This window comes from Veillonella tobetsuensis, from assembly GCF_001078375.1.
GTDB lineage: Bacteria > Bacillota > Negativicutes > Veillonellales > Veillonellaceae > Veillonella > Veillonella tobetsuensis.
On sequence record NZ_BBXI01000021.1, the window covers coordinates 89,696 to 102,932 of the forward strand.

At 41.3% G+C, this 13,237-nt stretch carries 11 protein-coding genes; all 11 read right to left on the reverse strand.

Annotation, left to right across the window (positions count from 1 at the left end; translation table 11 throughout):
- Positions 1 to 6 precede the first annotated feature (6 nt).
- On the reverse strand, positions 7 to 330 hold the full coding sequence (locus tag VEI_RS08400) for a YolD-like family protein (RefSeq protein WP_059364237.1): 324 nt from the start codon (positions 328 to 330) through the stop codon (positions 7 to 9).
- 39 nt (positions 331 to 369) lie between these two features.
- Entirely contained in the window at positions 370 to 1,653 is a 1,284-nt protein-coding gene (locus VEI_RS08405; RefSeq protein ID WP_082161473.1) for a Y-family DNA polymerase, read from the reverse strand.
- 205 nt (positions 1,654 to 1,858) lie between these two features.
- On the reverse strand, positions 1,859 to 3,217 hold the full coding sequence (dnaB, locus tag VEI_RS08410; RefSeq protein WP_059364504.1) for a replicative DNA helicase: 1,359 nt from the start codon (positions 3,215 to 3,217) through the stop codon (positions 1,859 to 1,861).
- Positions 3,218 to 3,326: 109 nt separating this feature from the next.
- A complete protein-coding gene (rplI, locus tag VEI_RS08415; protein WP_059364239.1) occupies positions 3,327 to 3,773 on the reverse strand; it encodes a 50S ribosomal protein L9 in 447 nt (148 codons plus the stop codon).
- Positions 3,770 to 5,797 carry a DHH family phosphoesterase gene (locus VEI_RS08420; RefSeq protein WP_059364241.1) on the reverse strand — a complete coding sequence of 676 codons (2,028 nt, stop codon included), beginning with the start codon at positions 5,795 to 5,797 and terminating at the stop codon, positions 3,770 to 3,772. Before VEI_RS08420 ends, rplI begins: the two co-directional genes overlap by 4 nt.
- 16 nt (positions 5,798 to 5,813) lie before the next feature.
- The gene (locus VEI_RS08425; protein ID WP_059364243.1) at positions 5,814 to 6,773 is read right to left on the reverse strand and encodes a DUF2232 domain-containing protein; all 960 of its coding nucleotides are present in this window, start codon (positions 6,771 to 6,773) and stop codon (positions 5,814 to 5,816) included.
- A 194-nt stretch (positions 6,774 to 6,967) separates the two neighbouring features.
- Entirely contained in the window at positions 6,968 to 9,142 is a 2,175-nt protein-coding gene (locus VEI_RS08430) for a ribonuclease J (RefSeq protein WP_373275774.1), read from the reverse strand.
- Positions 9,143 to 9,552: 410 nt separating this feature from the next.
- Positions 9,553 to 10,353 (reverse strand): uracil-DNA glycosylase, encoded by an 801-nt coding sequence (locus tag VEI_RS08435; protein ID WP_059364245.1) that lies wholly within the window; start codon positions 10,351 to 10,353, stop codon positions 9,553 to 9,555.
- A 165-nt stretch (positions 10,354 to 10,518) separates the two neighbouring features.
- Entirely contained in the window at positions 10,519 to 11,292 is a 774-nt protein-coding gene (locus VEI_RS08440; protein WP_059364247.1) for an ABC transporter ATP-binding protein, read from the reverse strand.
- Between the two features lie 11 nt (positions 11,293 to 11,303).
- Entirely contained in the window at positions 11,304 to 12,056 is a 753-nt protein-coding gene (locus tag VEI_RS08445; protein WP_059364249.1) for an ABC transporter permease, read from the reverse strand.
- 10 nt (positions 12,057 to 12,066) lie between these two features.
- Positions 12,067 to 13,020 (reverse strand): ABC transporter substrate-binding protein, encoded by a 954-nt coding sequence (locus VEI_RS08450; RefSeq protein WP_059364251.1) that lies wholly within the window; start codon positions 13,018 to 13,020, stop codon positions 12,067 to 12,069.
- Positions 13,021 to 13,237 lie beyond the last annotated feature (217 nt).

Here is a 13,237-nt window from a genome sequence, read left to right on the forward strand (position 1 = left end):
TATACTTCAGTCATAGAGATTGATTTCTTTTATATCTTTATACGCAATAGCTACCCCCTCAACAGATAGGCTATGTGCAGGTTTACCTATCGCCTCGATAGTCCCTACTAATTCCGTATAGCAATGACCTGTATAATAAAGCACTCGTACAAAATCTCCTTCCACCAAGGATTGTATAGTACGATTTAGCTCCTCTAATTGATCCTCTGACAACTCCACACGCGCCTCCTTAGGCCTTGCAACAGCTGATAATAAAGTCTCAAATCCCTTCAATGCGGCAAAGGGCATAAATTGTTTCGCCCGTTGTAAGCGGGACATTTTTCCTTTCATAGTAAATAACCCCATTAAACTAAATACTATATAGTTACATTATTCTCCATTATGACCGCCAACCAAGGTATTTCTAAACTGCATGGTTCCTTCCTCTTGCAGACTAGACGCACGCAGTATGGCATTTTTGCCAAATCGCCCTTTAATGTTGAGCATTGCTCGCTGTATATGTTCTTCCTTTTCTTCGGTCTCATCTAAAGCATCACTAAATAAATCCATTTCTGTAGGTACTGCTGATTTATTCACGAGCTCTTCAAAGCTAACAGCGATACGCCGAATCAGCTCATGGGGCCTTTTATATTTATCAAATAAGGATAGTACAGCAGGACATAGCTCTTGAAACGAATCCGTATAATGTGCTAAGGTGCGTGAACCGCCAGTCGATTTTAAATCCTCTGCCGCATACCCAATATGGACATGAATACATTTCGTAACAGCCTTAACTTGCAATAGTTCAAGGACTAAGGATTCTACCATCTCTCGCATCGGCAATCGTGCCTCATCCGCTGTATAGTTGCGTAAAAGAATTTGACTTTGTGAAAGTGAATGCTTAGACGGCCTATAGGCATGAATATCTGAAATAGTACAGCTTTCACGCCCCCAGGCATGATCGATTAACAGCTCTGCATTCACACCGAACTCCTTATACAGTTTATATTCTGGCACCTGCGTGATGCCATGCAAATCAAAGGCGCCAAACTTGCGCAATCGATTTGCAATACCGCTGCCAATCTGCCAAATATCTGTAATCGGTTGATGGTGCCAAATATGCTCTTTAAAGAGATTTTCATCAAGGTACCCAATAAAATCAGATGCATGCTTAGCTAATATATCGAGGGCAATTTTAGCAAGAAATAGATTCGTTCCAATCCCAACAGTAGCATAAATATGAGTCGCCTCTAGCACTGCATCAAGCAGCATCTGTGCTAACTGACGAGGCGTTTTCTTGTAGAGCTTGGTGTATGATGTAATATCAATAAAGTATTCATCGATGGAATATACATGGATATCTTCAGGCGATATATACTCTAGTAAAGTCCCATAAATCTGTGCCGACACCTGCATATAACGCTTCATATGTGGTTTAACGGTGATGTACTCGATGTGCGGAGGAATTTGAAATAAGCGCGACCGATTCTTAACCCCCAATTTCTTAAGGGCCGGAGAAATAGCTAGCGTAATCGCACCCTTACCACGAGAGTTATCGGACACCACCAAAGGTGTTGTAAAGGGATCTACACCCAAATCGGCACATTCTACAGATGCATAAAAGCTCTTTAAATCAATGCACATATACATCCGACTCATATCAGCAACCCCCATATAAACACCTCCTTAAAACACTAAATAACTGACCGATACTTAAATTCCAAAAAGAATACTTTCTATAATTAGTATATCAAAAACATTATATATTTTCAAACATATGTTTGCTTTGTAATTCTATTTTTGAAGGGCACATACAAAAAGCAGCTAACATTAGATATAGTATCTAATATTAGCTGCTTGTATGTTAACTACCTATATATTATTGTTCCGGCCCCATATCTTTTTTAACGGTATCGCGGAAACGTGTTAACTCACCCATAAATAGGAGTCGTACTGTACCAACGGCACCATTACGATGCTTACGAATAAGGACTTCCGCCTCATTGCCAGCCTCTGATTCCGGATTATAGTAAATATCACGATATAAGAACATAACGATATCCGCATCCTGTTCAAGAGAACCAGATTCACGAAGGTCAGATAATACAGGACGCTTATCTGGTCGGCTTTCAACACTACGAGATAACTGAGATAACGCAATAACCGGCACATTAAACTCACGAGCAATGAGCTTTAAATTACGCGAAATTTCAGAAATCTCTTGTTGACGATTTTCGCTACCTTTACTAGAGCTACGGCCCTGCATGAGCTGAATATAGTCAACAACAACAAGATCGAGGCCATGTTCAACCTTAAGGCGTCGCAATTTAGCACGCATATCTTGTACTGTAAGGGCTGCTGTATCATCAATAAACAGCGGAGCTTTACTCATCGCCTCAGCCGCAGTCAACACTTTTCCCCAATCATTTGTATCCATATCGCCTTTGCGCAATTTATCGGATTCAATGCCGGCTACAGAGGACAAAATACGACCAACCAATTGTTCCTTGGACATTTCCAGAGAGAAAAAGGCTACACTACCATGCACCCCCATCGCTACATTTTGCGCGATATTTAAGGTAAAAGCTGTTTTCCCCATAGCAGGACGAGCCGCTACTAGGATAAGATCTGATTTTTGCAAACCATTTAATGTAAAATCTAAGTCTTTAAAGCCTGTTGGCACACCTGTAAGGGCTCCTTTTTGCTGTTGCAGTTTATTAAGTCTCTCAAGATTTGTAATTACCACATCACCAATGGGTGAGAAGCTTGATTCAGACTGAGTTTGACCACCTACATCGAGAACGAGTTGTTCTGCCTTATTCATAATAATAGATGGTTCTTCTTCACCCGCATAGGTCATGCCCACAATCTTATTACCCGCATCAATAAGGCGGCGCATTTGCGCCTTTTCTGCGATAATCCGTGCATGTTCTTCGATATTATAGCCCGTTGCTTCATTAGCAAGGGATGTAATATAAGCAATACCACCAACGGTATCTAGCTTTTTACGGCGCTCTAATTCTTCACTCAAGGTGATAAAATCAATGGTCTTATTACTTTTTACGAGGCTTAAAATAGCATCATAAATAATACGATGTGTATCCCGATAAAAATCATCCCGATCTACGATACTTGTTACCATATCCACAGATTCACCTGATGACGAGCCATCCGTCAACAGCGCACCTAATACGGCCTTTTCCGCATCTTCATTATGCGGAGGAATACGTACGTCCATGTTATTCTCCCCTAAACCCATCAAGACTATCCTCCCAAACCAAGGAGTTATATATCACTTATCGCATATAAAAGAATCACCACACTCTGTGAGCATGGTGATTCGAAGATTATTCAGCGACTACGTTGACCTTAATAGTGCTCGTAATTTCTGGATGTACACGAACCACAACATCATGAACACCTAATGTTTTCAACGGTTCTTTAATTTCAATTTTCTTTTTATCGATTTCTACCTTGTATTGAGCTTTAGCCGCATCGGAAATGTCCTTCGCAGTAACAGATCCGAACACACGGCCTTCTTCGCCCATGCGAACCTTTACAGTTACTTCAACCTTTGTAAGTTGTGCCGCCAAGATTTTAGCTTCATCATTCGCTACTACTTTATGATGAGCAATAGACTCTTGTTTTTGTTTCGCATTGTTTACATTTGTTGTTGTACCTTCAAGGCCAAGACCTTTTTTAATCAACACATTACGACCATATGCGTCGCTTACTTCAACGATTTCGCCTTTTTTACCAACTTTTTTAACATCTTCTAACAATACTACTTTCATGGTTGTTCCTCCTCTTGTTCAGCGGAATGAAGTGCTTCTAGTGCCTTATCTAAGATAGCGGTCTTCGCTTCCTCTATTGTCATACCTTGTAGTTGAGCACCAGCCACAGTTCTGTGACCACCACCACCCAAGGCTTCCATTACAACTTGTACATTTACCTTGCCCTTAGATCGAGCACTGACGCCGATACCGCCATCATTAAGTGAGTAAAGTACAAATGCTGCTTCAATATCTTCATTGCTGATGAGCATATCCGCACTTTGTGCGGCCAATGCCATCATATCCTTCATACCTGCTGGTGCCACAGAAATAGCAATACCTTCAGTACGATTGGCTTCAAATACCATTTTAGCACGCAATTGGATAGAATCGAAGGTTTCAATAAATAATTCTTTTACCCGTTCAATATCCGCCCCTGCACGACGTAAGAATGCAGCCGCTTCGAAGGTACGAGCCCCAGTTTGTTGATTAAAGTTTTTCGTATCTAATACGATGCCCGCATAGATACCTGTGGCTTCCGCTTTTGAAAGTTTCACAGGAACTCCTGCATATTGTACAAGTTCTGTTATGAGCTCACTCGTAGATGATGCAGCTGGTTCCAAATACGTAAGCAATGGATTTTCAATAAAATCTGCTGCTCGACGATGATGATCGATGACAATGCGTCGCTCAGATACTTCAAGAGCCTCTGGCGCTGCTACCATCGGTGTTCTATGCGTGTCACAAACGATGACCAATGTATTCGCATCAGCCCACAATTTTGCTTCTGCAGGCGTTATGATATGAGATTTCCAAAATTCGTCTTCCACAAGAACATGTACCATTTTATCAATAGCATTTGTTTCTTTTGAAAGTACTAATCGCACCTCTTTACCAAGAGTACGTGCAATTGATACGACGCCAATAGCACCACCTAATGCATCATAGTCCTCACGTTGATGACCCATAACAAGGATTTTGTCAGAATCATTCATCAATTCATGAATGGCTTGACTAACCACACGAGCACGAACGCGCGTATTTTTTTCAACACCTGCTGTATTGCCTCCGAAGAAGCGGGTGCTTTCACCATCCATAATGCAAACCTGATCACCACCGCGCCCTAAGGCAATATCAAGGGCTGCACGAGCACGTTCGGACACATCCTTAACAGAGCCTGCTTTTTCGCCAATCCCGATACTAATCGTAGCAGGCACTTGACGAGGAGAAGGCAATTTACGGATACGTTCAAGCACACTAAAGCCGTTGTTTTCCATGTCTTGCAAAGCGCCCCGAGAAATGGCAAATGTGTACATATCATCTTGGAAGTTCCGAATGAAACCTTCATGTTTATCGATTTCATCCACCACGATATTATTGATATCAGCCCACAAGTTCGTGTATTCTCTATCACTAAGGCCCTTTGTCAATTCTTCGATATTATCGATTTGAATCATGCCCCATACAGGCTGTTCTTCTTCCGCCTTAATACGTGCTCGTTCAATATCTGTAATATCCTTAAAATACAAGGCCATGACTGCGTGTTCCGTCAATTCATCATTTGGATCCGCATTAGGGCGCGTATCACGAGGATCGATAAATTTGTAAACCACTTGGAAATATTTATCTCCATAGTGTTCTTTTAAAAATCCAGATTTGCCCCAGATTTTATCAATTCTAAAGCCCGGAATCAAAGCAGATACTTTCTGCATTTTATTCCAATCTACTGTAACCCAGTCAGCAAACACGCTATTGTTCCACACTAAGGTGCCTTGTTTATTAACAAGGGCGATTGCAGTAGGGAGGTTTTGCAATGCAAAGTTTGATGCTTGAGTCACATTTTTTGTCATCGCACTAAATTGTTCTCTAGCGAGGCGACGTCTGTTATGAATGGTGTTATAGTTAATCAAATACACTGCGACCACGATAATAGCGGCCAATATTGCCAGCAGCCAATTTAAATAGGCTATGATTAATAATAGTAGCGTAATGACAGCAATGATGGTGATTTCTAAAACTTCCCATCTACGTTGAAAGGATTTCATAATAACCTCCTTTCTATTAATAACCTCGTTGGTTAAAACGAGACCTTAAATCTAAAAACATATCTATAATACCGAGTATAACTAATGCTTGAGAGAATATCAAAGTATAAGCAAAAAGCAATATCCACTTTGCTTTATTACTCACTCGATAGCTAGTCATAATATCTGCTAATGCAGCAAAACCATGAATAGAGCAAATAAAATTACCAAGTAATAGTAAATTTTTACTAATAGCAATAACCAAAGGATTATCTAAATGCACATAGGAGGCTCCATGGAAACCTATAATACCAAGAGCAAAGATACCGGCCCCCCATATAGGCATTCTCCATTGCTCAACTGCTAAAAAAGCAGGTATTGAAAGTCTTAATCTATGGCCAAGCCAAAGTGATATTTGGATTGTAACATAAGTATATACGGTAGCCGCTATTGCGATAGCCATAAAGAACATATCACCTAAAGTGTCGACATTCTTTTGTACACTTTCAACAAATTCATCAGCTTGTGCTTGTGTAATACTAGGATTTACTTCCATAGCCTCATTTGCAAGCGATTGTGCTTGTTCTACCAACGTAGGTCCTACAGACGATAACTCAACACCTGTCACAGTATAAGATGCCACAATTGTAAAGAGTACTGCAAAAAACATCATTATACTTGGCACTAATAAACGTTTAAGCGTATTCCAGGAAAGTCTATGTCCGGCCCCTACGCCAACACCTACCAAGGCAAACAATCCAACCGTAAGCGAATTAAATATGCCAAATAACATTGTAGATAAAAGAAAAATAACAATAGTTCCTACAACGCTATATTTAAAGCCCCATTTTGTACCAATTATGCCAATAGCTGCGGGGGTAACAAAAAAAGATAAAAACCCAAATACAGGTAAATATACACTAATAGCCGTGAGTATGATGCCTATAGCGCTAACAAACGCCGTTTCCACCATAGCTCTTGTATTTGTTTGATTCATAATACTCCATCCAACAATAAAAGGATACCAGTTATCCTTTTATTATAGCAGTTTAAAAGGGTAACTTCAAATACCCTATATAGTAGGGAACGGTAGCAAATACGCTACTTATAGTAAGATGTAACAAATATATCCCTCTCAAGACATTTGTTCCATTTATATCGTGGCACCTATGCTTGAGAGGGATATATTATTTAGTGTACGTCTTGAATGATTGGCAAAATCATAGGTCTACGACGTGTTTTATCATAGAAGAATTTGCCCAATGCATCGCGAACATTTTGTTTAATTGTAGTCCAATCTTTAATGCGTTGCGCTTCGCAATCATCTAATACTTGATGAACGCGACGCTCTGCTTCGAGCATAAGCTCTTCTGCATCACGAACGTATACGAAGCCACGAGATACGAGATCAGGACCGGCAATGATAGTGCCAGACGCAGTATCCATTGCCATAACAACGATAACCATACCTTCTTGTGCCAATTGTTGACGGTCGCGGATAACGATATTACCTACATCACCAACACCGAGGCCATCAACGAAAATAGCGCCGGCTTGTACACGGCCACCTTTACGGCCACCATCTTTATCAAATTCAAAGATTTGACCATTGTCACCGATAAGGATTTTCTTAGGATCTACGCCCATAGCTACCCCAAGTTCACCATGACGACGCAACATGCGATACTCACCATGAACTGGGATAAAGTATTCTGGTCGCACAAGGTTAAGCATTGTTTTAAGCTCTTCTTGGCTCGCATGGCCAGATACGTGAATGCCACGATCTTTACCATACACAACGTGACAACCTAAGCGAAGCAAGTTATCGATAGTTTTACCAACAGCACCTTCATTTCCTGGAATTGGTGTAGCAGAGATGATAACAGTATCATTTGGTGCCAATTCTACGGTGCGGTGATTACTTGTAGCCATACGGGACAAGCCTGCCATTGGTTCACCTTGAGAACCAGTTGTTAAGATCATGATTTGATCATCTGTGTAGTTGTGCATTACATCTACATCGATAATCGTATTTGGCGGAATGTCTAAGTAGCCGCGTTCTTGTGCGATTTCTGTAACATTGACCATACTGCGACCCATAACAACAACCTTACGATTATACATAACCGCCGCATCAATTGCTTGTTGGATACGAGATACGTTAGACGCAAATGTTGCTAATACAACGCGACCTTTCGCTTCACCAACAGCTTGCTTAATAGCAGGACCTACGGAGCTTTCAGAACCAGTAGTACCTGGTTTTTCAACATTTGTAGAGTCGGACATCAACGCTAATACGCCTTTGTTACCAAGTTCTGCAAATTTGTGCATATCCATCAAACGGCCATCAACTGGTGTTTGGTCAATTTTAAAGTCCCCTGTATGAAGAATCGTACCAATTGGGGTGTCGAAGTATACGGCACAAGAGTCAGGAATAGAATGGTTTGTTTGAATAAAACCAACTGTTACTTGTCCAATTTGAACTTCATCACCAGCAGCAATCATGCGAAGGCATTTAGGAGACACTTTGTGTTCTTTGAATTTACCTTCAATCAAGCCACACACAAGATTTGTAGCGTATACAGGGCAGTCAATCTCTTTCATAAGATATGCCAAAGAACCGATATGGTCCTCGTGACCGTGAGTGATAACAACGGCTTTCACACGGTCCTTATTCTCGATGATATAGCTCATATCCGGAATAACAATATCCACACCTAACATATCTTCGCTAGGGAACGCAAGACCTGAGTCAAGAACGATGATTTCGTCTTCATATTGGAAAATGGTCATGTTCTTACCAATTTCCCCAAGGCCACCTAGAGGGATAATTTGGAATTTCCCTTTATTAGAGCCATCCGGTTGACGACCAATCAAATCCAAATGCGCCTCTTGGTTGCGAGCCATAGGCCGATTATTAGTACGAGTACGACGGTTATTAGCGTTTTCATTACGGTTTCCATCAGTCGTATTACGTGTGCGTGTATTACGTGTATTACTTGCACCACGTGTATTACGTGTATTTTCACTATTTCTATCTGTACGGCGAATTTGTTCACCACTACGAGGTGCGCGAGTTTGACGAATTCTACGTTCCGTACCTTGTTGCTCGCCTTGCTCACCTATAGGTCGTTGACGACGTGTATTCGTTCTAGTATTTGTGGTACGACGTTGACGACCTTCGCCACTTTGATTAGATTCACTCGTATAACGGCGTTCACCGCTACGACGGTCTGTATTACGACTATCGCCAGCTGGTCGACGTGTGTTAGTACGACGGCGCATTGTTTTTTGCTCACCTCGAGCAGACGGAGCCGTCTCTACTGCAGTCACTTGTGCAGTATGTTGATTATCTGTTGTATTCACAGTTCCTCCTAAAATTTTGTTCATTAATTTATTTAACATATAATTTCACCTATCATTAAAATTTGATCTTTACAGGGGAACGGACAAACGAAAAAGGCGCTATCCAGCAGCGTCTTTCAAATGGGCGCAAAAATAGCGCAACTCAATTGTTACCGTTCAAGTCCTTTTGTCCATTCGCCTCGTGCAAATGAGTATAGTGTACCATTAAACGCGTCAGCCGCGACGTTACGTTCTCTTCGTTACCGTTTAATGTTCATTATAATCCGATCGTTCTGATGAAAGCCTCGCTTTCATACGTTATTATTATTGTAACACAAAAATAGCGTTAACAAAAGAGTACCTCTTATGCTAACGCTATTACACTATTTATCAGAAACTCTACCAAAGACCTATTAGTAGTCGCACAGTATCTACAACGAGGCAAAACCACAACTCTCAATCACATTAGCAAATCCTTGTCTATATAGATTAGCACCACCATTTGCAGGATGGCGCAAACCAATGGCAGGCAAACCAAATTTACCCATTGTATCAGCAGACTTTTGTCCTACTGCTAGCATAAGAGGCTCTTCTCCTCTCAACTCAAGATGTAGCTCTAATAGGCGTTTTGTATACTCCCAACCGAGTTCTTGCTCAGCCTCCGTAGGTGTGCGATTCGTCAGTGGATTTCCTTCCTTATGTGGGTGGAATGGGAATATATTCCACAACAATGTATCATAGGGATCGATACCCTTTTCAACAATAGCACTCCACACCACAGTATCAGTAGGCTCGTTAAAGCCGTCCTTTTGCTGTGTTCCTTTTAACAAAGGGCTAGTAGGAGAACTCGTTCGTTCTAAGCGAATAGGTGTTATATCCTTCGCACGAATAGTTTTGTGCTTATCTAATAGCATTCTTTCACAAGTAATAGCAATGCCACTAAAACGTCCGCCTTGATATCCTACTGCCTCAGCCACAACAAAGACCTTAGCTCGACCTAAGCGCGGCAATAAATAAGCCACCAAATTATCTCGACGCACTTGAGCCGCATCAAAATCATCTGCGACAATCTCTAAATCAGGATTTACCTCACCCCAAGGATTATGAACAAGACTACCAGAATACTGGGAGAGCCAATCCACAAAACCGCGCACCTTCGCCACACGCTCCGCATCAAAGGTTGCTATATATTCATCAAAAGACAAGGTCTTCTCTAACTCAAATAAAGACATACAGCCTCCAATTTAAATTTCATATGTTATTACCGATATATATCTACTATACATCATAATTACACGAATTGCATAAGAAATATATATACATTATTTTAGAATTTTGTCCATTATAAAACACCCAAGAGTATAAACTTTTGGGTGTTTCTTTTGAGGTGTATATAACTAAATATAGAACTCGATTTTGTCTTCTTTTGCTAGTTGGAATTGTTCGAAGATGTGGTTCCGTATATTAACAAAGGCTGCCGATGTACGGTCTGTTCTGTCGATGATGTTTACAGGGATGATAGTTTGTACTCGACCTGGATTTGCAGATAGTACTACAACGCGGTCTGCAAGGACTACGGCTTCTTCAATGTCGTGGGTAACGAATACAACAGTTTTACCTTCTTCGCGGCAGATGCGAGAGATTTCGTCTTGCAAGTTGATACGTGTCAACGCATCAAGAGCGCCTAGTGGTTCGTCCATAAAGATAATATCTGGATCCACCGCTAGTGCACGGGCAATGGATACACGTTGTTGCATGCCCCCAGATAGTTCTGCAGGATAGCGATTGCGAGCATGATCGAGGCCTACCATTTTAACGTATTTATCGATGATAGCGGGACGCTCTTCTTTAGGCACCTTTTTACTTTCAAGGCCTAGCTCAATATTGCTTTCCACCGTACGCCACGGCAACAAGCCATAGTTTTGGAATACCGTTACATATCTGAGTTGAGGGGCTTTTACCTCTTCACCATCGATAGTAATGGAACCAGATGTAACGAGCTCAAAGCCCGCCATAGCGTTTAATAGCGTACTTTTACCGGAACCAGAAGGGCCTAAGAGGCAAATAAACTCGCCCTTTTCAATGTCTAAGTTGATATCTTCAAGAATGGTGAGTGGTTCCCCATCTTTCATAAATTCCTTGTGTGCATTGCGCACTGAAATGTAACCCATGAGGCCACCTCCTATTTCTCAATACCCCAACGTTTGTAAATCCATTTTTCGATGAGGGACACGCCCCAATCGAGTAAAAGCCCAACGAAACCGATGGTTAAAATAGCTACCATTAAAAGATCGTTACGCAAGTTATTTCTCATATCGATAATGAGGAAGCCAAGACCCGTTTGAGAGCCTACCATTTCCCCTGTTACAAGGAAAATCCACGCTGTACCAAGGGCGATGTGAAGGCCCGATGCAATACCAGGGAATACGGCAGGTAATACAATTTTAAATAATAGTTCTGGCTGTTTAATACCAAAGTTGCGCGCTACCTTGATATATACAGGATCGATATTTTGGATGGCAGACACCGTGGATAACAGCACTGGGAAGAACGCTGCGATAAAGATGATAACGATGGCCGGTGCTTGGCCGATACCGAAGAAGAGAACGATAAACGGCAACCACGCCACAGGAGAAATTGGTCGAATGACTTGAACGATTGGATTGATGTAGTTCCAAATCCCCTTGTACCAACCCAAGATAAGACCGAAGAATACGCCAGCCACAACAGAAATGATGTAACCGATGAAGAACCGTACTAAACTATCTGCAATATCCTTAAAGAGGACACCGTCTCCAATGAGTTCACCAAAGCCGGCCAACACCTTATACGGCGTTGGCAATAGCGCTTCGTTAAAACCGCCCAGACGAACGATTAACTCCCAAATCAGCCACGCTACGATAAATGAACCCGGCACATATGTATATTTCTTCATGGTCCTCCTCCTATGGTAACAATGATGTATCTACAAACTCTGAATAACTCGGCACCTTTTTAATCAAATCAATATGCGTCATATGATGCACAAGCGCATTATAACGGTCCTCTGTAAGGGCTAAATCTCCAAACCCAATCACTTGTAAGGAACGTTCAATAATAGGATCCTTAAACTTTAAATATTTTAAGGCAATTTCTTTTTGTGACTTTGGATGCTCATCTAGGTATTTACCTGCATCGAGATAGGCCTTGGTGAAAGCTTTCGCCAAGTCATGATGTTCATCGATGAATTGACCATTAAATACGAGGGCACAGCAAATATTGTCATGCCATAAGTGGTCAGGATCTTCGAAGACCTTCCCAGTTCCCATTTCAAGGGCTAGAGAGCCAAATGGTTCGGCTACACTATACCCAGCAATTTGTCCTACCGATAGAGCAGATGGCATTTCAGGAGGACTCATTTCAACGATTTGCACATCTTTTTCGGTAAGACCAGCTTTCTCTAGCATAAGATCTGCGAGAATTTTTTGGGTAGATTGTTTATGAGGGATGGCAAAGGATTTGCCTTTCAAGTCTTGTACAGAGTTAATATCCTTATTTACGATGATAATATTGCCCTCTGTATGACCAAGTGCAGCAGCACGAACATCAATGCCTTGTTCACGAGCCTTTACACCTAGCTCAACGAGTACCGATGCAGCATCTACCTTACCGGTATTTAATGCATCCATGAGCTCTGGCCAAGATCCATACTTAACAAGCTCTACATGAACAGGACCATCCGCTGTTTCTAGTTCTTTTATGGCAAATACTGGCAATGCATGGGTAATTGGTAAATACGCTACCCGTACTGTCTTTAGTTCCTGTGCCGTCTTTGGTTTATTGTACTCATGATAGCCATACGTGATACCACCGATAACCAAGAGAACAGCCGCAATGATTAGATACCAAGTTTTCTTCATAACTTCCCCTCTTTCTATCTCATAACAAGGGGCGTCACATGCCGTTTTTCGCACTTTTCTAAACCTTAGATGAAATATGGCTTTAGAGCACCTCGTCCTAAAAAATTATATTACCTACTATATCAATATGTTTTTACTCTGTCAACAAAACATATTAATATTATAGGTTTTATTTTTGTAGTAAAAACTTGTAAACTTTTAGGATACAAAAAGCACC

Excerpts from the sequence above, each read along its gene's own strand:
- VEI_RS08400 (WP_059364237.1), bottom strand. The coding sequence starts at position 330 with ATGAAAGGAAAAATGTCCCGCTTACAACGGGCGAAACAATTTATGCCC.
- VEI_RS08405 (WP_082161473.1), bottom strand. The coding sequence starts at position 1,653 with ATGGGGGTTGCTGATATGAGTCGGATGTATATGTGCATTGATTTAAAG.
- dnaB (WP_059364504.1), bottom strand. The coding sequence starts at position 3,217 with ATGGACGTACGTATTCCTCCGCATAATGAAGATGCGGAAAAGGCCGTA.
- rplI (WP_059364239.1), bottom strand. The coding sequence starts at position 3,773 with ATGAAAGTAGTATTGTTAGAAGATGTTAAAAAAGTTGGTAAAAAAGGC.
- VEI_RS08420 (WP_059364241.1), bottom strand. The coding sequence starts at position 5,797 with ATGAAATCCTTTCAACGTAGATGGGAAGTTTTAGAAATCACCATCATT.
- VEI_RS08425 (WP_059364243.1), bottom strand. The coding sequence starts at position 6,773 with ATGAATCAAACAAATACAAGAGCTATGGTGGAAACGGCGTTTGTTAGC.
- VEI_RS08435 (WP_059364245.1), bottom strand. The coding sequence starts at position 10,353 with ATGTCTTTATTTGAGTTAGAGAAGACCTTGTCTTTTGATGAATATATA.
- VEI_RS08440 (WP_059364247.1), bottom strand. The coding sequence starts at position 11,292 with ATGGGTTACATTTCAGTGCGCAATGCACACAAGGAATTTATGAAAGAT.
- VEI_RS08445 (WP_059364249.1), bottom strand. The coding sequence starts at position 12,056 with ATGAAGAAATATACATATGTGCCGGGTTCATTTATCGTAGCGTGGCTG.
- VEI_RS08450 (WP_059364251.1), bottom strand. The coding sequence starts at position 13,020 with ATGAAGAAAACTTGGTATCTAATCATTGCGGCTGTTCTCTTGGTTATC.